General features: G+C 63.7%; 3 protein-coding genes. 1 reads left to right on the forward strand and 2 read right to left on the reverse strand.

What is annotated here, in order from left to right; all coding sequences use genetic code 11:
• Positions 1 to 13: 13 nt before the first annotated feature.
• Positions 14 to 21943, reverse strand: coding sequence for a putative Ig domain-containing protein (locus ACZ5WW_RS21920; protein WP_377162888.1), 21930 nt, complete (start codon positions 21941 to 21943; stop codon positions 14 to 16).
• Positions 21944 to 22056: 113 nt separating this feature from the next.
• On the reverse strand, positions 22057 to 22764 hold the full coding sequence (locus tag ACZ5WW_RS21925; protein ID WP_377162890.1) for a PEP-CTERM sorting domain-containing protein: 708 nt from the start codon (positions 22762 to 22764) through the stop codon (positions 22057 to 22059).
• Positions 22765 to 23119: 355 nt separating this feature from the next.
• On the opposite strand from ACZ5WW_RS21925, the gene ACZ5WW_RS21930 reads away from it, so the two are divergent.
• Positions 23120 to 23779, forward strand: a complete 660-nt coding sequence (locus ACZ5WW_RS21930; protein WP_377162892.1) for a hypothetical protein — start codon at positions 23120 to 23122, stop codon at positions 23777 to 23779.

Here is a 23779-nt window from a genome sequence, read left to right on the forward strand (position 1 = left end):
GCTGGGCTAGTGCTCACCACGGGCCGTACTGCTGTAACTGCAGCGGGGCGGTGCGGATGAGGAAGTAGCCGTGGAAGGGCTGGATGGTGGCGGCGGGGGCGGGGGTGGTCTGCGGGGTCCAGGCGGGCGGGGTGGTGGTGCCGTCGAGGTAGTAGCCGGTGTAGTCGGTGGCGCCGGGGGTGGGGTCGCCGTCCCAGAGGCGGAGGCGGTCGGCGGTGTCGGGGCTGAGGCCGGAGGAGAGGCCGCTGACGGGGGCAGGGGTGGCCACGGGCCAGCCAGGGGCGATGAGCTGGGTGCCGGCAACAAGCGGTATGGCGAGGCTGGTCTGGCGGACTTCGCCGGTAAACATGAGGACATTGCCTGAGCCACGGATCTGCACCATGGCGGCCTCGTGGGCGGAGAAGGGGCGGGCGTTCATGCTGAGGACGTCGCTGAGCCAGTAACCGTTGCTGTTGGTGAGAGTGGTGTAGTTTCCGGCGGCGGGGTCAAAGAAGAGGACACGGTCTTCGCTGCTGAATGCGCCAGATGGGAGCAATTCGCCGAGGGTGTGATGCTGGCGGATGCTGATGCGCGCCCCGGCGAGGCCGCCGAGGTTCTGACCGCCCTGCAGGGCGACTGTGTTGCCGGAGCTGCTGGTGGCGTCGATCTCGAAGCGCTGTCCGGCCAGCGGGCCGTCGATGGCTTCAAGGTAGAACGAGCCGGCGGGCAGGGTGATGATGGCTGGCAGCATGACCTCGCCGCCACTAACGGAGACGGCGCGGCCGTTGAAGAAGGCAGCATTGAGCAGCGGCATGCTGAAGGTGCGTGAGCCAGTGGCGAAGTTCTGGCGGCTCCAGCCCTGGATGGCGGAGGTGACGGTGGCTTCGGAGATGCCATCACGGTTGGCGTCGAGATCGATACGGAGACGGACGTAGCCAGCGTCGATGCCTTTGAAAACGAGGAGTTTTTCGAGGTTTGAGTAGGAGCGGGTGAGGGTGCCGTCTGCGTTGATGGTGGTGGTGGCCGCCATGGAGAGCTTCTTCCAGGCGGAGGCATCGGCGGCTTTGCTCAGGTCTGTCAGCGTTTCGAGGCTGATGATGAGGTCGTCATGGGTGGCGGTGGGCACCGTCAGCTGGGCCACGAGGCTGCCGGTGGCGGCGTCGTGAGTGAGGGCGAAGCGGTTGGGCTGGAGCGGGCTGGCGGGATCTGTGCCAAGGGCGTACTCCATGAGGTTGGCGCTGCCGTCTTCGTCAGGGTCTGCGGTAGCACCGCCGATGTCGCTGCCCTGGCTCCAGGTGGCGAAGGTGCTGGCTCCGGGGAGCACGCTGGCGGTGAAGCCGCCGGTGACAATGTAGCGGCGGATGGCCGTGCTGGCGGCAAAGCCGGTGCCGGCAGGGGCGACGATGCCGAGGTCGCGGGTGAGGTCGACCCGGGCGTCCATGTCGTCATCGGTGGAGCCTTCAGCGCCGGATTCGGCCGCTCCCACAGGGCAGAAGCCGGGGCGGAGGGTGAAGATGGCTGTGCGGGCGCCATTGACGGCGGGGCTGCTGTTGAAAATGAGATCCTGGCCGACGTCGTCATCTCCGGCGACCACGGAAGACATGGGCAGGAGTCCTTCCAAGGGGGAGCCTGTGGTGAACTGAGAGGCGGGGATGTAAAGGAAGTAGGTTCCGGGGTTGAGTCCTTCGAGGTAGTAGCGGCCTTTGCAACTGCAGCCCGAGGTGCCGACGCTGACGGGGTCATCCACCCCGGGAGTGGCACCCTGGGCGTAGAGTTCGACATAGATGTTGCCGAGGCTTTCACCTTCGTTGCGGCGGCCGTCACCGTTGATGTCGAGGAAGATGAAGTTGCCGACGGCGACGCTGGACCAGAGGCCAAAGTCCACGGTGAGGTTGGTGTCTGCATCGCTGTCTCCATCCGTGGTGGATTCTGCGCCACCTGCGAGATTGATGACCGGGCTGAAGAGAGGTGTGCCGGAGCCGCCGGGCTGAGCGCCGTCGTTGTTGTTATCCACGTTGTCGTCAGAGGTGGAGGCGGTGCCGCCAGTGAAGAGGTAATCCGCAGGTGGCGTGACCTTGACGTAGTAATTGCCTGCGGGCAGGGAACTGAAGAGGTAGGCGCCGGTGGAGGTGGTGACGAAGTCGCTGCCGACTTGCGTGTCCGCCGCGGTGCCGCTGCCACCGATGGCGTTGTCATCTCCGGTGGAGAAGAGCTGGACGGTGGCTCCTGCCACGCCGGGCTCGCTGCTTTCCTTGAGGCCGTTGTTGTTGGAGTCCTCGTAAACAAGATTTCCGACAGAGAGTGTGCGCACCTGCAGGGTGAGGCTGAAGGACTGTGAACAGGCGTTGGCGTCAGTGACGCGGATCGTGACGGGGAAGGAGCCTTTGGCGGTAGGCGTGCCGCTGAGGGTGCCGGAGGGGGAGATGAGGACGCCGCCTGGCAGGTCACCGCTCTGGAGCGCGTAAGTGTAGGGGGCGGTGCCGCCGGAGGCGGTGAGAGCTTGTGTGTAAGAGGCACCAAGATAGGCGACGGGGAGTGCGGCGCTGGACGGGGCGAGGGCCAGGGTGGGGCACACGGGGGAGAGTGTGTAGGCGGCGGTGCCGGAGCAGCCGTCTGCAGCAGTCACCTTGACGGTGAAGGTGGCGGAAGCGGTGCCGGTGGTTGTGCCACTGATCGTGCCGCTGCTGCTGAGCGTGAGGCCGGTGGGCAGGGAACCGCTGGCGAGGGTGAAGGTGTAGGGGGAAACGCCGCCTGCGGGCGTGATGCTCTGAGAGTAGGCGGTGCCGACGACAGGAGCCGCCAGCGAGGAAGGAGACTGGGTGATGACCGGGCAGATCTTGATGGCGATGACCGAGCTGCCCTGGCAGCCGTTGGCATCCGTGGTGCGAATGGTGACGTTAACGCCTGCGCCATTGGAGGTGGCTGGCGTGCCGCTGATGACACCGCTGGTGGAGTTCAGGGTGAGGCCAGCAGGCAGGCTGCCGCCGGTGACCGTCCAAGAGGTGTAAGGAGCGATGCCGCCAGCGCCGGAGAGCGTCTGCGAGTAGGCCGTGCCGGCCGTGCCACTGGCGAGGGTTGCCGGGGTGATGGTGACAACGGGGCAGGCCGGTGTGACGGTGTATGTGGTGCTGCCTGTGCAGGCATTGGAGTCCGTGGCGCGCACGGTGAAAGTAGAGGCGGAAGTGCTGGTGGGTGTGCCGGAGATGACGCCCGTGGCGGGGTTCAAGCTCAGGCCCGCAGGCAGGCTGCCGCTGCTGATGGACCAGGTGATGGTGCCGATGCCGCCGCTGGAGGCGAGGGGCTGCGAGTAGGCGGTGTTGACGGTGCCGTTTGGCAGAGTGGCCGGAGTGACGGTGATGACGGGGCAGGCTGGAGCCATCGTGTAGCTGCGCGTGCCGGTGCAACCATTGGCGTCTGTGGCTGTGATCGTGAAGGTGGCAGAAGCCGTGGTGGTGGGGGTGCCTGTGAGCGCACCAGCGGAGCTGAGCGTGAGCCCTGCGGGCAGTGTGCCGGCGGAGACCGCAAAGGCATAGGGGGCAACGCCGCCAGAGCCGCTGATGGTCTGCGTGTAGCTGGTGCCAGCGGTGCTGGTGGGAAGGGTGGCCGGGCTGAGAGCGACGACCGGGCAGACCTTGAGCGAAATGACTGCGGAGACCTGGCAGCCACGTGCGTCCGTGGTGCGCACGGTCACGCTGACGGCAGGTCCGGTGGAGGCGGTTGGAGTGCCGGAGATGATGCCGGTGCTGGCATTGAGGGAGAGACCTGCTGGCAGCGTGCCGCTGGTGACCGTCCAGCTGCTGTAAGGTGCGGTGCCGCCGCTGCCGGCGAGCGTCTGGGAGTAGATGGAGCCCACCGTGCCGGTGACGGCTGTGGTGGGGGAAATGGCCATGGCCGGGCAGACTGGGGTGAGTGTGCAGCTCTGCGTGCCGGAGCAGCCGTTGGCGTCTGTGGCTTTGACTGTGAAGGTGGCGCTGTTAGGGCTGTCTGGCGTGCCACTCAGCACCCCGGCGCTGCTCAGGCTGGCCCAGGAGGGCAGCGCACCGCTGGCGATGGAGAAGGTGTAGGAGCCTGCGCCACCGGAGGCCGTGAAGGTCTGAGAGTAGGCGGTGCTCACGGTCGGTGTGGCTGGTGTGGCGGGGGCCAGCGTGATGACGGGGCAGACCTGAAGTGTGATGGCCTGTGTGCCCTGGCAGCCATTGGCATCTGTGGTGCGGATGGAGACGCTGACGCCAGTGCCGTTGGCAGCGGTGGGTGTGCCGGAGATGATGCCTGTGCCAGGATTGAGGGATAGGCCTGCGGGCAGTGTGCCGCTGGTGACTGTCCAACTGCCGTAAGGTGCGGTGCCGCCGGTGGCGGTGAGCGTCTGTGAGTAGGGGCTGCCCACCGTGCTCTGCGGAGGTGTGGCTGGCGCGATGGCAATGGCCGGGCAGTTCGGGGCGAGCGTGTAGCTTGCGGTGCCGGAGCAGCCGTTGGCATCCGTGGCGCGCACGGCGAATGTGGCGGGTGTGCCGCTGGTGGGGGTGCCTGTGATCACGCCGGCGGTGCTCAGCGTGGCCCAGGCGGGCAGGGAGCCGCTGGCGAGAGTGAAGCTGTAAGGCGAGGCTCCGCTGGAGGCGCTGAGGGACTGGGAATACGCGACGCCGATGACCGGTGTGGTCAGCGTGGCGGGAGAAAGCGTGATGGCCGGGCAGATTTGCAGCGTGACGGAGCGCGTGCCCTGGCAGCCATAGGTGTCATTCACACGCACCGTGATCGTGGTGGCAGGGCTGGCGGTGGCGGTGGGCGTACCGGAGATGACGCCGGTGGCGGAGTCGAGGGAAAGGCCTGCGGGAAGTGTGCCGCTGGTGACCGTCCAGCTGCTGTATGGCGCGGTGCCGCCGGCGGCGGTTAGCGTCTGCGAGTATGCGGTGCCCACTGTGCCCTGGGCAAGTGCCGACGGCGTGATGGTGACTGCCGGGCAGGCGGGGGTGAGCGTGTAGCTCAGCGTGCCTGTGCAGCCGTTTGCGTCTGTGGCACGCACGGAGAATGTGGCGGAAGCGGTGCTGGTGGGCGTGCCGCTGAGAACTCCTGAGGAACTCAGCGTGGCCCATGAAGGAAGCGTGCCGCTGGCAAGCGAGAAGGTGTATGGTGTTGCGCCGCCGGAGCCTGCCAGCGTCTGCGAGTAAGCTGTGCCCACCACTGGAGCCGGAAGCGTGGCCGGAGTGAGTGTGATGACGGGGCAGACCGTCATGGTGACAGTGCGGGTGGCCGTGCAACCGTTGGCGTCAGTGGCGCGGAAGGTGACGCTGACGCCGGCGCCGTTGCCAGTGGTCGGTGTGCCGGAGATCAGACCGGCGCTGATGCCGCTGGTGGTGTTGAGCGTCAGCCCTGCCGGCAGTGTGCCACTGGCGACGGTGAAGGTGTAGGGGGCTGTGCCGCCGCTGGCACTGAGCGTCTGCGAGTAGGCCGTGCCGACAGTGCCGCTGGGCAGGGTGACCGGATTGACGGTGATGGCCGGACACACTGGCGTGACGGTGTAGCTGCGCGTGCCTGTGCAGCCATAGGAGTCTGTGGCGACGATGCTGAAGGTGACGGCACTGCTGCTGGTAGGCGTGCCGGAGAGAACACCCCCACTGCTGAGGGCAAGCCCTGCGGGAAGCGTGCCGGTGCCGACGCTGTAAGTGTAAGGGGCCAGGCCACCCGTGGCGGTGACCGTCTGCGATGTCGCGGTGCCGACCGTCGGTGTGGTGAGCGTGGTGGGTGAAACTGAGATGGGAAGGCAGGTGATGGTGACGAGGCTGTCCTCCACTTCACCGGTGCCGCTGGCGCCGACGGAGGTGGGGCTCTGGGTGCTGGTGAGGCGGAAGCGTGCACCGCGCTGCCCAGGCACTGCGCCGACGGGCACGATGAAGTTCACAGCCTGCGCTGCGCCGTTGGTGCCGGTGGCGATGACTGTGTTCGTGGCGATCTGCTCACCTGCGTCGGCGAAGGAACCGTTGTTGTTGAAGTCGATCCAGGCGTTGAGGTAGCCGGGGGCTCCAGTGTTGTTGGTCACGACCACGGTGGCGCTGCCTGCGGTGCCGGGAGTCTGGCTGGGCAGGGTGACGCCGTCTTCGTCATCGCTTCCGGTGATGTCGTCACCTGTGGCGCTGGCGTTGAGCGTGGAGACGTATTCCGTGTCTGCAAGCGCGCCCATGCGGAGGTTGGAGCTGGCGAGGCTTGAGGCATCCGCAGCGCCGCTCCAGTCGCCGAAGTCGGTGGTCGGCACAGCGATGGAGGTGACGTAGTCTTCGACTTCGCCGCTGCCAGCGGTGCCGGTGATGCCGGGGGATGAGACGCTGGTGAGACGTACGCGCACGCCCAAGTTGGAGCCTGTCACGGCGCCTGCCGGGACGGTGATATTGAGATTCTGCGTGCTGTTGGTGATGCCTGAGGGGATGCTGACATCCGTGGCGATCTGCTCGCCTGCATCGCTGAGCACGCCGTTGTTGTTGAAGTCGATCCAGACGTTGAGATAGGCGGCGGAGCCAGAGGTGTTTGTGACAATGACCGGGATGGTGGCGGGAGCACCGGCGGTGAGGCTGGGCAGGGTGACGCCGTCTTCGTCATCGCTGCCTGTCGTATCGTCGCCTGTGGCGGACGCATTGAGGGTGGAGACGTATTCAGTGTCCACCAGGGCTCCGAGCCGAAGCGTGCTGTCGGCCGTTGAGGCTGCATCGCCAATGCCGCTCCAGTCCCCGTAGTCAAGCGGCGGGCTGATGATGGACACGACGTAATCTTCCACCTCGCCGGTGCCGGCTGCGCCGGTGGAGCCGGGGGATGAGACGCTGGTGAGACGCACGCGCACGCCCAAGTTGGAGCCTGTCACGGCACCTGCCGGGACGGTGATGTTGAGATTCTGCGTGCTGTTGGTCAGGCCGCTGGCGATGCTGACATCCGTGGCGATCTGCTCGCCTGCGTCTGTGAGCACGCCGTTGTTGTTGTAGTCGATCCAGACGTTGAGATAGGCGGCGGAGCCAGAGGTGTTTGTGACAACGACCGGGATGGTGGCGGGAGCACCGGCGGTGAGGCTGGGCAGGGTGACGCCATCTTCATCATCGCTGCCGGTGAGGTCGTCACCTGTGGCTGTGGTGTCTGTGGTGGCGCTGAATTCGGTGTCCACGAGGGCGCCGAGGCGCAGCTTGGCATTCGCCGTGCTCGAAGCCCCGGCAAAGCGGCTGAAGTCCCCGAAGTCGGTCGTCGGCACGGCAATGTTCACGACATAGTCTTCGACCTCACCATTGCCGCCGCCCGTGCCGGTAGAGCCTGGCGTGCTGGTGGCGGTGAGGCGGAAACGTGCGCCGAGATTGGTTCCAGTGACCGCGCTGGCAGGCACGATGACACTTTGATTGAGAGTCGCATTCGTCTGCCCGCTGGTGATGCTCACGTTGCTGGCGACCTGCTCGCCTGCGTCGGCAAAGGAGCCGTTGTTGTTGAAGTCAAACCAGGCGTTCAGGTAGGCTGTCGAGCCGCTGGTGTTGGTCACGGTGACCGGAACCTGATAGGTGCCGCCTGCCGTCATGGCTGGCAGAGCCACACCGTCTTCGTCTGCGAGATTGGTGGTGTCGTCTCCGGTGGCGGTGGCGTTTTTCGTGGAGCTGAACTCGGCATCTGTGAGCGCGCCAAGGCGGAGGCTGGAGACGACGGTGTTGGAGGCGTCGGCGATGCCGCTCCAGTCACCGTAGTCGGTGGTGGGGCCGACGATGCTGACGACATAATCCTCCACTTCACCCGAACCCGATGAAGTGCCGGTGGAGCCTGGGGAGGAGACTGATGTCAGGCGCACGCGCACTCCGACGGGTGTGCCGGCCACGGCATTGAGAGGCACGTTGATGTTAAGTTTTCTGGTGGCGTTGGAGGTGCCTGTGGCGATGGCGGTGTTGGTGGCGATCTGCTCGCCGGAGTCTGTCAGCAGACCGTTGTTGTTGTAGTCGATCCACGCATTGAGGTAGGCGGATGAGCCGGTGGTGTTGGAGACGACCACAGGGATGGTGGCAGAGGAGCCGGCGGTGAGGGTGGGAATGGTCACGCCATCCTCGTCATCGCTGCCGGTGATGTCATCACCCGTGGCGGTGGCGTTATTGTTGGCGGCGAATTCAGCATCGACCAGAGCACCGATCCTCAGCTTGCTGTTTGCGGTGCTGGCAGCGTTGCCAATGCCGCTGTTGTCACCAAAGTCGAGCGTGGGTGCCGCGATGCTGACCACATAGTCTTCGATTTCACCGATGGCGGCGTTGGCCCCGGTGGGACCAGGCGATGTCGGGGCGGAGAGGCGGAAGCGGGCACCGACATTCGTGCCTGTCACTGCGGCCAGAGGCACGGTGAAGGTGATGTTGAAGGAGGTGTCGCTGCTGCCATCCGGTATGTTGAGATTGGTGGCGATCTGCTCGCCGGCGGCCAGAGTGCCGTTGTTGTCGAAGTCGATCCAGGCGTTGAGGTAGCCCATGGCTCCGCTGGAGTTGGTGGCTACGACTGGGACGGTCAGTGTCTGGCCTGCGGTCATGGAGGGCAGGGTGACACCATCTTCGTCGTTGATGCCGGTGATGTCGTCACCGGTGGCGGTCGAGTTGCGTGTGGAGGTGTACTCGGCATCGACGCTGGCGCCCATGCGCAGGCTGGGGCTCACGCCCTGGGAGGCGTCTGCAAAGCTGCTGAAGTCGCCAAAGTCGGTGGTGGGAGCGGTGATGGTGACCACATAGTCTTCGATTTCGCCGGTGCCGACATTGCCGCTGGTGGCCGGCGAAGAGGTGGAGGTGAGCAGCACACGGACCCCGAGCGGTACACCCGTGAGCGTGGTGGCGGGGATGGTGGTGCTGAGGTTGACCGTGCTGTTGCTGGTGCCCGTGGTGATGGCGGTGTTGGTGGCGATCTGCTCCCCGGTATCTGCGAGCGAGCCGTTGCCGTTGTAATCGATCCAGGCGTTCAGATAGGCCGAGGAGCCTGTCGTGTTGGTGACGATGATCGGGATGGTGGCCGGAGCACCGGCGATCATGGAGGGAAGGGTGACTCCGTCTTCATCGTCCGCACCGGTGATGTCGTCGCCGGTGGCGGTGGCATTGGTGGTGGCGCTGTATTCCGTGTCTGTCAGAGCTCCCAGGCGCAGCCTGCTGTTGGTGGTGCCGCTGATGACGCTGAAGAGGGAGTAGTCGCCAAAGTCGGTGGTCGGCTGGGCGATGCTGACCACGTAGTCTTCCACTTCGCCGACGCCGCCGGAGCCGGTGGAACCTGGAGAGATGTCATTGGAGATACGCACGCGGACCCCGAGACTGGTGCCGGTGACAGCGGCAGCGGGGACGTTTGTGATGATGTTGTAGGTGCTGTTTGTGGCCCCGTTTACCACCGCGGTGTTGGTGGCGATCTGCTCGCCAGAATCGGTGAAGACGCCGTTGTTGTTGAAGTCGATCCAGGCGTTCAGGTAGGCGGGGGAGCCGGTGCTGTTGGTGGCGACAACGGAGACGGTGGCCGGAGCGCCGGCCGTCATGGAAGGCAGGGTGACTCCGTCTTCGTCATCCACTCCGTTCAGGTCGTCACCCGTGGCGGTGGCGTCGGTGGTGGCGGCGTACTCGGTGTCAACGAGGGCGCCAAGGCGGAGGTTGGTGCTGGCGGTATTGGAGACGCTGGGGGCGCCGCTGAAGTCACCGAAATCCGTGAGAGGAGCGAGAATGACGACGGTGTGGTCCTCCACTTCGCCGATGCCGACGCCGCCGGTGGAGCCCGGTGTCTGGACGTTGGTGAGGCGGAAGCGTGCGCCGATGAGAGCTGCGGCGGTGACGGCATTGGTCGGTACGTTGAAGTTCAGAGTGACCGTGCCGCCGCTGGTGCCGGTGATGACGTTGACATTGGTGGCGATCTGCTCGCCCGCGTCTGTGAGGACACCGTTGTTGTTGAAGTCGATCCAGGCGTTCAGATAGGCCGTGGAGCCGGTCAGATTGGTCACGGTGACCGGCAGGGACATGGGCTGCCCGGCGGTCATGGAGGGGAAGGTCACGCTGTCTTCGTCGTCGGTGCCTGTGGTGTCATCTCCCTGCGCGCTGGAGTCCTTGGTGGCGCTGCCTTCCAGATCCTGCAGGGCGCCGAGCCTTAGGCTGGAACTGCCCGTGCTGTAGGCGTCGGCAAAAAGAGAGAAGTCGCCATAGTCGGTGGTGGGTGCGACGATGGTGGTCACATAGTCCTCCACTTCACCGTTGCCGCTGGCGCCGGTCGGGCCGGGAGAGGAGGTGGAGGTGAGGCGCACGCGCACGCCAGCACTGCCGAGAGCTGCGCTGGCCGGAGCGGTGAAGGAAACGGTGCGGTTGGAATTGGAGGTGCCGGTGACGATGAGCGTGTTGGTGGCGATCTGCTCGCCAGCGTCTGAGAGCGAGCCGTTTTGATTGAAGTCGATCCAGGCATTGAGGAAGACTGTCGCGCCGCTGGTGTTGGTGACATTGACCGTGATCGAACTGGCTCCGCCCTGGGTGATGGTGGCAGGCAGGGTGACGCCGTCTTCGTCATCGCTGCCGGTGTTGTCATCGCCTGTGGCGGCGGTGTTGGTGGTGGCGGAGGCTTCCACATCGGTGAGCGCACCGATGCGCAGGGTGGAGTTCATCCGGCTGCTGGCATTGGCAAAAAGGCTGTAGTCACCGTAGTCGGAGTCTGGCGCAGGAGTGACGGTGTAGGAAAGCGAGCCGGTGCAGCCATTGGCATCCGTGGCGGTGACGGTGAAAGTGGAGGCAGTGGTGCTGGTCGGCGTGCCTGAGAGCACTCCGCCGGAGCTGAGCGTCAGTCCTGCGGGCAGAGAGCCGCTGCCCAGAGTGTAGGTGTAGGGGCTGGCGCCGCCGGAGGTGGTGATGGTCTGTGAATACGAGGTGTTGATCGTGCCGTTTGGCAGGCTGGCTGGGGTGAGCGTCAGCACGGGGCAGACCTGCAGGGTGACGGCCTGGGAGCCGGTGCAGCCATTCGCATCTGTGACGCGGATGGTGACGCTGGTGCCTGCGCCATTGGAGGTCGTGGGAGTGCCGGAGATGACGCCGGTGCTGGCATTGAGAGAGAGGCCTGCTGGCAGCGTGCCGCTGGTGACTGTCCACGAACCGTAAGGGGACAGGCCGCCGCTGGCGCTCATGGCCTGTGAGTAGGCCGTGCCCATGGTGGCACGTGCAGGGGTGACAGGGGCAACTGAGATGAGCGGGCAGGAGGGGGCAAGGGTGTAGGAGCGAGATCCCTGGCAGCCGTTTGCGTCTGTGGCGGTGATGGTGAACGTGCTGCTGCTGGTGGTGGTAGGCGTGCCGCTGAGAATGCCCGCGCTGCTCAGACTCAGGCCGGCGGGCAGCGTGCCGGTGCTGACGGTGAAGGTGTAGGCCGCCGCGCCGCCAGAAGCGGTGAGGGTCTGTGTGTAGGCACTGTTCACCGTGGGTGCGGTGAGTGTGGTGGGACTGACGGTGACCACCGGGCAGATCTTCAGCGTGACGGCCTGCGAGCCCTGGCAGCCGTTGGCGTCTGTGGTGCGCACGGTGAAGGATGCGCCGGCCCCATTGCTGGTGGTGGGAGTGCCGGAGATGACACCAGTGCTGGCATTGAGAGCGAGGCCGGCAGGCAGCGAGCCGCTGATGACCGTCCAAGAGCCATAGGGGGAGGAACCACCGCCGGCGCTCAGAGTCTGGGAGTAGGAGATGCCGACGGTGCCTGCGGTGAGCGCTGCCGGTGTGATGGTGAGAGAAGGGCAGGTCATCACCACGGAGTAGGTCTTGGACCCGGCGCAGCCGTTGGCGTCCGTGGCGCTGAGAGTGAAGCTGAAGGTGCCGGCCACATTGGGCGTGCCGCTGAGGACACCGGTGGTGGCATTCAGCGTGACACCTGAGGGCAGCGTGCCCGAGCTGAGCGCGTAGGTGTAAGGTGCGGTGCCGCCGGAGGCCGAGATGGTCTGCGAATACGCACTGCTGAGCGTGCCGCCGGGCAGTGTTGCCGGTGTGATGGAGACCGTCGGGCAGGTGGTGGTGGTGAGGTAATCTTCGACTTCACCATTGGTCGCAACGCCAAAGGCTCCGAGAGAGCCTGCGGTGCTGAGGCGCACGCGCAGGCCGACCTGCGCGAGGGCCGCATTGCCCGGCACGGTGCCGGTGACATTGACGCTCTGCTGTGAAGCGCCGGAGCTGACGGAAACGGAGCTGAGGGCTTCGGAGGGGTCCAGGAAGTCGCCGTCATTGTTCCAGTCGATGAAGGCAAAGACATTGGCGCTGGTTCCGGTGTTGTTGAACACAGAGACGGGGATGCTGAAGCTCTGGCCGCGAGCGAAGGCCGGCAGCGTGGTGATGGCGTCTTCGTCATCGGTGCCGCTGAGATCGTCGCCCGTGGCTGAGGAGTCGGGCTGGCCGTCGGATTCGATGTCAAGTGTGGCGCCGAGCCGCAGGTTGCTGTTGCGGTAATGGGATGGGCCGCTGTCGCTGTTGGTCGTCTGATAGTTGGCTGTGCCGGTGCCGATGCCTGTGTCTGGAAGATCACCCCAGTCACGGTTTCCTGAAATGACAAAGGTGAACTGCCTGGTGGCGGTGGCGGTGGCTGCGACGGTGGGAATGAACTGCACATCGTCGATGGCCATGCCGTCCAGGCCGTATGAGAAAACCATGCTGGAGGTCTGGGGCACGAAAGGCACGTCCAGCGTGGCCCAGTTGTCGAAGTTGGCGGCGTTGGCTGCGGGGAAGTTTACGTTTGCAGGGCCAAACAGGCTTGCGGCCGAGGCATTGTAGCCGGCGACCCACAGCGCATTGCTGTAGAATGGCGGCTGGGCTTCTGCCGTGGCCGGATTGGCAAAGGCACCGCGCATGGCATAGCGGACGCGCAGGGTGTAGGGGCGGCCCACAGTGAAGCCACTGACCGTGTGTGAGGCCCAGGAGTCCACAAACGGAGAGGCAAGGTACTGCAAGCCCGCCGGGGTCTGGCCCAGCAGCGAGTTGCTGGCATTGCTGTCATTGACGCCGTAGAGCTGCACTGCGGTGGTGGTGCCGGAGAGGGCGCTGTTGCCCAGTGTCCAGCCGGTAACGCTGGTGCGTGGCGTGAAGGTGATGGCGCTCCAGGCGTCCGTCTCTACGGAGCCGTTGGTCACGCTGACACTGGCGGGAGTGACGAGGGCGTCATCCACCGCGATGGTGACGACGTAGGTGCCGGGGGATGAGGGGGTGCCGGAGAGCACGCCGGTGCTGCTGTTGAGCGTCATGCCCGTGGGGAGCACGCCGGTGCTGACACGCCAGTTTTGATAGGGGCTGCTGCCGCCGGTAGCGGCAAGTGTGGTGGAGGTGTAGGCCGTGCCTTCCGTGCCGTTGGGCAGCGATGAGGTGGTGATACTCATGGCGGTGGTGACGCTGAGCTGGATGGTGGTGAAGCCCTGGCAGCCGCGGGCGTCCGTGGCGCGCACGGTGATGGCGCTGGTGCCCGTGGTGGAGGTGGTGCCGGAGATGACGCCCGCACTGCTCATGCTGAGGCCGGAGGGCAGGGTGCCCTGGGTGATGGCATAGGTGTAAGGCGCGGTGCCGCCGGTGGCGCTCAAGGTGGTGCTGTAGGCCACGCCGGAACTCACTGCGGGGACGGTAAGCGGGGTGATGCCGATGGCGGGGCAGGGGCGCAGGCCGAAGTCGATGGTGTATTCATCGCTGCCGAGATTGGAGGTGCCGGGCTCGGTGGCGGTGGCAAGTGTGAAGGGCATGCTGAAGACGGCAGCACCGACTCCGGCGAGCACAGCGTCCGAACTGCTGGTGAAGGAGCCGGCGGTCTGGACGCCGTTGCTGTCGTTATCGATGCCGTTGTCGATGAGCACGAAGCTGGTGCTGGCGAGCGGGAAGTCGAGATTGAGGCTGTAGGTGGTCGTGCCGGTGCCGTACTTGCTGGCGAAGACGGATTTGTTTGGCGGCGTGATCTTGAGGTAATAGACCCCTGTGGGAAGTTCGGTGAACTGATAGGCGCCAGTCCAGTCTGTGCGCGCTGTCAGGGTGGAGAAGCCGGATGCAATGGTGCCGTAGGTGCCGCTGGTGAGCATGCCACCGGAGCTGAGCACGGAGGCGTTGCCGCTGGTCACGGGTTGGTCATCGGCCGAGTTGACGCGGCCGTCCGCGCCTGCGCTCCAGATTTCCACCGGCACATTGGGGATGCCGCGTTCACCGGAATCCTTGAGCCCGTTGTTGTTCTCATCGAGGAAGACGAGATTGCCCACGCTCATGCCGCCAGAGCCGACACTGATGGTGTAGCTTTGAGTGGCGGTGCAGCCGTTGGCATCTGTAGCTCTGGCGGTGAAGACATACGCACCGCTGGCGCTGGCCACAGTGCCGCTGATGCCACCTGAGCTGCTCAAGGTCAGCCCTCCTGGCAGGGCGCCGCTGGAGACAGTCCATGTGTATGGAGCGGTGCCGTTGCTCGCGCTCAAGGTCTGACTGTAGGCGGAGTACTGGTTCGTGGCCGGCAGAGTCGCCGGAGTGATGGTCAGCGTGGGGCAGGCCCCTGTGGCCATGTAATCCTCCACTTCACCGTTGCTGGTGGTGCCGGTGGAGGCCAGGGTGGTGGCGGTGGCAAGACGGAAGCGTGCGCCGAAGGTGCCGATCACCGCCGTGCCGGGTGTGGTTCCGGTGATGTTGACGGTCTGCTGACTGGCTGATGAGCTGACTGCGACGGCGGTGAGGGCTTCTCCTGCGTCGGCGAAGTCACCGTCGTTGTTCCAGTCCATGAAGCCGAAGATGCGAGCGGTGCTGCCGGTGTTGTTAAAGACGGAGACAGGAATTGTGTATGGCTGGCCGCGGTTGAAAACCGGCATGCTGCTGATGCCGTCTTCATCTGCGCCGTCACCTGTTGCTGTGGCATTGGGCTGGCCGTCGGCCTCTGCATCCACGGTGGCGCCCAGGCGCAGCGTGGCGGAGGTGGCGGTATGGGAGGGGCCGCTGTCGCTGGTGAGGGTCTGGTAGTTGCCCGTGCCGGTGCCAGTGCCCGTGTCTGGCAGGTCACCATAGTCAAGCGTGTAGGCATTGACTGTGATGGCATAGTCCTCGACTTCGCCCTGAAGCGCCGAGCTGCCGCTGAAGGAGGGAGCCGTGCTGCCTTCGTTGACGATGATGCGCAGGTATTTGGTGCCGCCGGTGATGCCTGCGGGCGGGCTGAGCGTGGCGGTGATGGTGTTCGTCCCGGTGACAAGGCTGGAGGTGCTCAGCGAGACGGCTTCATTGGTGTCGAGGACATCATTGTCCCCATTCCAGTCCGCGAAGACGGCGATCCTGCCAGACGTCACCGGGCTGGTGAGTGTGACCGGGATTGTCAGCGTGCTGCTGGTGCCGATTTGCAGCGTGGGCATGGTCAGGTCTTCGTCATCGGTGCCGGTGGTGTCATCTGCCGTCGCGTTGCCAGAGGCTGGATTGCTGGTTTCCACGTCGGTGGCATTGGTGCCGATCTTGATCGATGTGCTGGCCACGCGAGAGGCTGAGGCAAAGCTGGGGTAGTCCCCGAAGTCCGCCGTGGATGCGTTCACAGTGACGAGGTAGTCCTCAACCTCACCCGTGCCGACGATGCCGTTGGAGGCGGGGATCGTCGTGCTGGCAAGGCGGACGCGGAGGCCGAGACTGGCCCCGAGCACTGCGGAGCTGGGAACGGTAAAGCTGAAGCTGAAGCTGCCATTGCTGGTGCCGTTGGGCACGCTGATCTCAGGGCCGAGCTCCTCATTGGCGGTCAGGTTGCCGTCGTTGTTCCAGTCTATCCAAGCCTTGAGGAAGCCGGCTGAGCCGAAGGCGTTTGTGGCGCTGATGGTGAGCGTTGCTGGCAGGTTCTGTGTGAGCGTGGGCAGCGTGGCCACCCCGTCCTCGTCGGCGCCGTCTCCGGTGGCGGTGCTGTTGGGCTGGCCGTTGCCTTCGGCATCGACGGTGGCACCGAGGCGCAACGAGCTGTTGGCGATGTGAGCAGGGCCGTTGTCGTTGGTGAGCGTCTGGTAGTTGCTGGCGGAAGTGCCGATTACGGAGTCGGGCAGATCTCCGTAATCCATGGTCGGCGAGGTAACGGTGATGGCATAGTCTTCGACTTCGCCCTTGAGACTGGAAGAGCCGTTGAAGGCTGGCGCAGCAGTGCCTTCGACGACAATAATGCGGATGAATTTGGTGCCGGTGCTGGTGCCGATGGGCGGGCTGAAAGTGGCGATGACGGTGTTGCTGCCGCCGATGAGGCCGGAACTGTTAAGAGCGACAGTCTCGTTGGCGTCCAGAGCATCTCCGTCTCCATTCCAGTCCGCCCAGACGCCGATGCGGCCAAGCATGACACTGCCGCTGAGAGTTATCGGGATGCTCATCGTCTGGTCGCCGCCGGAAACCACGGAAGGGATGACGAGATCTTCGTCATCGGTGCCGGTGGTGTCGTCTGCGTTGGCCGTGCCGGTGGTGGGATTGAGCGCTTCCGCATCGGTGGCGGCGGTGCCGACGAAGATCTCCGTACTCGCGATCTGGGAGGCGGCGGCGAAGGCGGGGTTGTCTCCAAAATCCGTCACTGCAGGAAGAATGTTGACGAGGTGATCCTCCACTTCTCCGTTGCCCGCATTTCCCGTGGAGCCCGGGGTGCTGACGGAGGTCAGGCGGACGCGGAGGCCGACCGTTCCGAGGACGGCAGTCGCGGGAGTGGTGAAGTTGATGTTGCGGCTGGTGCCGTTGGTGCCATTGGCGATGAGAATGTTGCTTGCGATCTGCTCCCCAGGGTCGGTGAGAACGCCGTTGCCATTGAAGTCCACCCAAGCGTGAAGGAAGGCGGAGCCACCGCTCAGGTTGGTGACAGTCACGGTCAGGGTGCTGGATGATCCCTGGTAAGCAGCGGGCACCTGGACTCCATCTTCGTCGTCCAAGCCTGTGAGGTCGTCTCCGGTCGCGTTTGCATTGGTGTTGGCGGAGTATTCCGAGTCTGTCAGGGGTCCGATGAAAAGATTGGAAACCAGGGCGCTGCCGGCAGAAGCAAAGGAGGCGTAGTCGCCGTAGTCCATGGCTGTCAGGAGTCCGAAGTCGATGGTGTTCTCCGTGTTGCCACCGCCTGAGGACATGCTGCCAGGCTCGGTGTTTTGGGCCAGCGTCACCACAGGGCTGTACACCGTCGTGCCCCGGCCTCCTGGCTGGGAGCCGTTGTTGTCACCGTCGTTTCCGTCATCACCTGCGACCGTGCTGCTGACCACGGAGTAGAGCGTGGAAGGGGTGACAGTGACAAAGTATTTCCCGGCTGCGAGTCCGGTGAAGCTGTAGGCTCCTGTGCCATCGGTGGTGGTGGTGGCAAGCAGGGTGTCCGCTGCGGTGCCCGAACCGCCAATGGCATTGTCCGAACCGGGAGCCCAAAGCCGAGCCGTAACGCCACCGATGCCGCTTTCGCCTGCATCCTGGGTGCCGCTGTTGTTGGAGTCATTCCAGACGAGGTCGCCAATGGAGAGAGTCTGGGAGATGCCAAAAGTGGCGTTGACGATGCCCGAGCTGCCGACGGTGACTGAGAGCCTGCCATCGACCGTGCCGTCACTCCCAGCCCCTGAACCGAGAAACTCACCCGCATTGAGCCAGCCCGTGGGCATGGCTGCGGCGGGTGCAGTAGAGCCCAGGCTGCCGTAGGAGGTGCTGAGCACGACGCGGTAGGAGGTGTTGGCCGAGGCACCGCCGAGGATGAACGTGCCGTCGCTTTTGACAGGGAAAGAGTCCACGAGATTGCCAGAGGTGTCGACCAGCATGGCGTAAAGGGTGCCGCTGGCATTGGTCCCGGTGCCGCTGATGATGCCGTCGGAAAGACCGTTGGGATCGTTGTACACAATGCCTTTAACCCCCAGGGATGTCACGGAGGAGGAAATGCCTTCGGACAAGTCAGTGTAGGAGGCGGTGGGCAGCGGACCCACTTTGACCGCCTTGGGCGAAGTGGTGTCATAACTGTCGATGCGATAAATGTTTGTGCCGGCGGAGCCAAGCGCATAGAGGCGTGAAACTCCACCCACGCCAGCGATCTGCACCGAGCTGTTGCTGGAGTAGGGGATCTGTGAGTCAACGCTTGCAGTCTTGGCTGCCGGTCCCGACGCGTTCATGCCATCGTCGATGAACTGGTTGAACAGTGTGTTGGCGTTGCTGATCACCGTGGAGGTGACGAGCAGGCCGTCCTGCGGGCGGATGACGAAGTCGCCACCATTGAAGGTCTGGGAAAGGTGGAAAAAGTTGGTGTAGTCGTTGAAAGCAGGGGAGGTGAGCCCCAGGCCGGTCGAGTTCAGATGCCAGACTGCCACGTTGTTGCTGAGCTGGCCGCCAGCATAGTATTCACCGTTATAGAACGCAGCGCGGGGGAAGGCGCCGGAGCTTGCCGAGCCTGAGACGGGGCTGCCGGTGTTGAGGGGGACGTTTGTCCGCGCTGAGTTTGTGACGAGCTGGTAGCTCCAGGTTTTGCTCACGTTGTCATAGGCGGCCGTGTACAAGCTGAAATTGTAGCCGCTGGAGCCGGTGGAGGTTGCGGCCCAGTAGAAGCGCCGGTTCAGCCAGTCGAGCGCCAGTCCGTTCATCATCGCGTCTGTTGCTCCGGTGTTGAAACCCGGAGAGGCTGCATTGAGGTCGAGAATGCCCGGATTGACTGAGACCGTGGGGGTGGAGGAGTTGGGGTTGTAAACCGAGATTTCGTCCAGGTAGAAGCGGGTGCCCACGGCACGGATCGTATAAAAGTAGTCACGGAAGTTGGAGGACGGGACCACGATGGTGGTGGTGTAGTCCTCCACTTCACCGTAACCGGAGGCGCCTGTGGGTCCCGGTGAGGCCGCGGAGGTCAGCCTAAAGCGTGCCCCCACGGTGCCGGTGGTGGCGTTGCTCGGGACATCAAAGTAGTAGGTCTGGTAGCCACTGGTGGTGCCGTCATCGACCACGGCGTCTGCGATGACCTGCTCTCCGGAATCTGCGACCGAGCCATTGTTGTTGAAGTCCACCCAGCCGTTGAGGTAGGCAGGTGCGCCCGTGGTGTTGTTGAGTTTGACGGTCACCGCGACGCCTGCCTGCCCTTGGACGAGGATGGCCTGGAGTGTCACTCCGTCTTCGTCATTGATGTTGGTGATGTCGTCACCCGTGGCCGCTAGATTGGTCACCGGCGTGTATTCGGTGTCCTCCAGGTCTCCCATGGTCAGGTCGCTGGAGTTGTAGCTGCTGGCATCTGCAAAGCGTGAATAGTCGCCATGGTCGGAGGCGGGCAGGACGGTGATCGCGTAGTCCTCCACCTCGCCTGTGCCGGAGATTCCGGAGCTGCCCGGGGTGGCGGTGGAGGTCAGCCTGAAGCGGGCGCCGATCACACCCGTGGAGGCGGAGCTTGGCACGGTGAAGGTGTAGGTGCGGCTGCCGCCGCTCGTTCCGGTGCTGACCAAATCATTGAGCACGATCTGCTCACCGCTGTCGGTGAGGATGCCATTGTTGTTAAAGTCGATCCAGCCGTTGAGATAGGCGTCCGCTCCGGTGGTGTTGGTGACGTTGACTGTCACGGTCACGCCTGGCTGCCCCTGGATAACGGAGGCTGGCAGGGTCACGCCGTCTTCGTCGTCGCTGCCATTGGTGTCGTCTCCCGTGGCTGCCGCATTGGCGAGATTGGAGTTTTCACCGTCCACCAGCGCTCCCATACGTAGGGAGGTTGAAAGGGTGCTGCCTGCGATGTCAAAGGCGGAGTCGTCGCCGAAGTCGGTGGGGGGGAGGATGTTGACTGCGTAGTCTTCGACTTCACCGTTGCCGCTGGCTCCGGTGGCGCCGGGGCTGCTGGTGGAGGTCAGACGCACACGCACTCCTGTGATGCCTGCCGTGGCGCCGGCCGGAACGGTGAAGCTCACCGTACGGTTGGAGTTGGAGGTGCCGGTGGCGATGATTGTGTTGGTGGCGATCTGCTCGCCGCTGTCTGTCAGCACTCCGTTGTTGTTGTAGTCGATCCAGGCGTTCAGGTAAGCCGTGGCCCCTGTCGTGTTGGTGAGGTTCACCGTGATTGAATTCGACGTGCCCTGCGCCAAATAAGCCGGCAGTGTGACGCCGTCTTCATCAGCGAGGTCGGTGATGTTGTCACCGGTGGCGGTGGCATTCGTGGTGGGTGCGGATTCGGCGTCTGTCAGCGCGCCGAGCCTGAGAGTGGAAACCAAGGCGCTGCTGGCGCTTCCGAATCCTGCATAGTCACCGAAATCCGTGGGCGAGGCCGGAGTTAGAGTGTAGGCGCGCGAAGCGGAGCAGCCATTGATGTCCGTCACTGCAATGGTGAAGGATGCCGCAGCGGTCGAGGTGGCACGCCCTGAAATGACACCCGCAGCGGTGTCCAGCGAGAGCCCGGCCGGCAGTGAGCCACTGTTGATGGAGTATGCATAAGGCGCTGTGCCGCCCGTGATGCTGAAGGTCTGGCTGTAGGCGGAGTACGCCATGCAGGAGGAGAGTGTGGGCGGGCTCAAGGTGACGGCTGAACAGGCCAGCAGGCTGTAGGACTGGGTGTTGCTGTAGCCATAATTGTCCGTGGCGCGAAGGGTGAAGTTAGAATTTGAGGCGCTGGTGGGCGTGCCGCTGATCAATCCGGTGCTGGCATTCAGTGTGAGGCCCGCGGGCAGGGAGCCTGAGGCAAGGCTCCAGGTATAGGTGGGGGATGAGCGCACGACGCTGAGTCCGTCAGGGGCCCCGATGAGCTTGAAGGCGGAGCTGAAAGTGCTCAGCGTGCCGGGGGCAGCGAAGAGCTCGATGGCTTCGCCGCCTGCAAGTTCGAAAAACACAAGCTCTATGACGTGGGTTCCTGCCGTCAGTGTCACGGTGCCGAATTTGTCGGTGGTCGCGTGCTGTGTGTCGTCATTGATGACAGTCGTGCCGTCGATTTTGACGCGCGCACCATCGTCAGAGTTTGTGGCAAAGGTCCATGCGCCGGCGGTCGGAATCGTGATGATGCCCGTGGCTTTCAGGGCGAAATTGTCGCCCGGTCCAGCGGGAAAGTCGGTGTCTGTGTAGTGGCCGCCGCCGGCGCCGCTGCTGTTGTAGGAGATCGTGGATGCCGAGCCGGTCCAGTTGCTAGTACGGTTGGTGCCTGCGAGCACGGCGTCCGCAGCGGCGAGAGTGCCGACTGAAGAGGAGGAGAAAGCCTGCTGGACGTCAAAGCCAGACTCCTGCGCCGTGACCACCTGAGAGTAGGGGGTGCCGACGGTCGGCGGAAGGAGCGTTGTGGGGGTGATGAAAATGCCGTTCACAATCTGCAGCAGCAGCGTTGCAGAGCCCTGGCAGCCTGCGCCGTCTGTGGCGGTGAATGTGAGGTTGACCCCGTCGGCATTGCCGGTGGTAGGCGTGCCTGAAATCTCCCCTGTTGAAGTGTTCAAAGAGAGGCCTGCCGGCATGGTGCCGGAGGTCAGCGCCCAGCTGTAGCTACCGGTGCCACCCGTGGCGGCCAAAGTCTGAGAATAGGGCCTGCCCACCGCGCCGCCAGACAGTGAGGAGGTGCTGAGAGTGATGGTCGGGCAGACAATGGTGGTGATGTAGTCTTCGACCTCACCGTTGCCCTTCAGGCCGATAGGGCCTGGAGAGCTGGTGGATGTCAGGCGCACGCGGACACCCGCCGTGCCCATGGAGGCCGTGGCGGGAACCGTGAAGGTCACGGTTCTGTTGGAATTGGATGTGCCGGTGGCGATCGTTGTGTTGGTGGCGATCTGCTCACCAGCGTCGGTGAGCACGCCGTTGCGGTTGTAGTCGATCCAGGCGTTGAGGTACACCGTGGCTCCGCTGCTGTTGGTGACGTTGACGGTGATGCTACCGGAAGTGCCTGTCACCAAGCTGGCGGGCACCGTCACGCCATCTTCATCGTCGCTGCCGGTGACGTCGTCACCGGTGGCGGTGGTGTTTGCGGTGATGGCCGTTTCACTGTCTGTGGTGGGGCCGATCCTGATGCTGCTGACGGTGGTGCTGCTGGCACTGCCGAAAAGGGAGTAGTCGCTGAAGTCGGTCGCGGCATTGGCCGCCGTGAAAGCGGCAAACAAAACACCCCACATTGAAACGAAGAAACGTGCCGGCGAAAAGCGGCCCGTTGGTTCGAATAATCGTGATGCGTTTTCCCTCATGGGGTGTCTTCAGATCAGAGCAGGGGGGCGGGTCAGGCGCGGCGTGTGCGACGTGTCAGATGTGCGGCTGCTGCCGCCAGCAACAGGAGGGCAGAGCCCGGTTCTGGAACCACGGCGGTCTGCAGGCTGAATACACCCGGTGTCGTGGAGTAGGTCCCGGGGCCCTGGACCCCATTGGCACCGCCAATGATGGCGGAGTTGGCGTCGGTCAGCTGCCAGACGAAGGAACCGCTGGTGTTTGATGGGTCTGGAATGATCCAGTCATCAGCCTGATCGCCAACAGGTGAGCCGTCGGTTACCAGCGCCCATTCACTGCTGGGCACGATGCTTTTTGAATTGTAAGCCCAGAGGTAAACCGTGTCTCCCATGGTGAAGGTGTCTCCAGGGTTTGCGTCGCTGGAGCTCGATGTGCCGTCAGGGTTGAGATCGACGGTGGCGACGAAAAACTGCCCGTCCGGGATGGGCAGAGGATTCCAGCCGTTGCTGTCCGGAGCAAAGACGCGGTCAATGACATGCCAGTTGGCCTCCCACTGGTCAACGTTCTGGTAGGTGGGGGTGAAGCCGCCAGTAAACGTCCCAATTTCAAAGGAATAAGTCTCATCCAGGATGTCGCCGGCGCTATTGAAGAGATTGTCGTTGAAATTGCTGCCCCAGAAGACCGTGCTGGCCTGAGCACCTTGGATCCACGCCAGTGCCAGAGAGAGGCAGAGGAGTCTGGGTAGTGAAGAGGTCTTTTTCATCGGGGGCTTTTGGCTGTTGGCGGCGGGAAAAAAATCGGAGGAACGAGTGCGGTGGGAGGCTTCCGGACAGGGATGTAATTGAGTTTTAAGTCCTTATATATCACATGTATTATAATTATAATAACAACAATGCCAGTAAACAAGTCTGAATTCAAATTTATTTGGAAAGCTTGACTTTTTACCCTTTTATTAGTCATGCTCTTCCACGGTGCGGGGTATCTGCTGGCAGGCCACGATCCCAGCCTGGGCGCTTTGGGGCCGAATGACCGGCGGCCCTGTCCTGCGGTCCCAAGCCTGTTCTGTCCTTAAGTGCAGAATCTCATGGCGTTGGTCCATGTCGCGGCTAATGGAGCCGATGAAGTTGGAACAAGGTCAGATTTGGAAGCAGGGAGAGAATTACATCCGCATTGTGGAATGGGCGCGTCTGTCCATCGAGTACAAGGTCATGAAGGACCCCATCTCCAAGGTGGGAACGATGCACAAAGCCACCAAGAAGGAATTTTGCCGCCTCCTCAAAGGTGCCGTGCTGCTGAAGCCGGAGGATCTGCCTTCCGCAGAGGCACCAGCCGAGGAGGAGGAAGAATTCTCCGCCGAGCTTGAAAAGGCCATCAGCCAGAGCATTGCAGCGGACCTCCGCTGCATCCTCGATGAAGCCAATGACGGTGATAGCGATTTGGTGCTGGAAGCTCACGCCCGCCTCAAGGACGTTGTCAGCACCACCGATCTCCCACTGCTGTTGGATGCGCTGAAGTCGCCTGACAATAATTTCTGGTCCCGGGAACTCATCGGCGAACTGGTGGCGAAAACGGGCGGCTCAGACTGTCTGGCAGATCTGCTCGAAGCTCTTGCCGCAGGAGTTGCCGAAGGCCATGACAACGATGGCCTGCAGAGCAGCCTCATTATGCTGGCCAAGGGCGAGCCGGTAGAATGCCGTCGGAAGCTGAGCGAAATGCTGGCCGGGCCAAATTTTAAAAATCAAGAGGCTGCAGAGTGGCTCCTGACATTCATCCCATAA

The organism is Prosthecobacter fluviatilis, assembly GCF_055388355.1.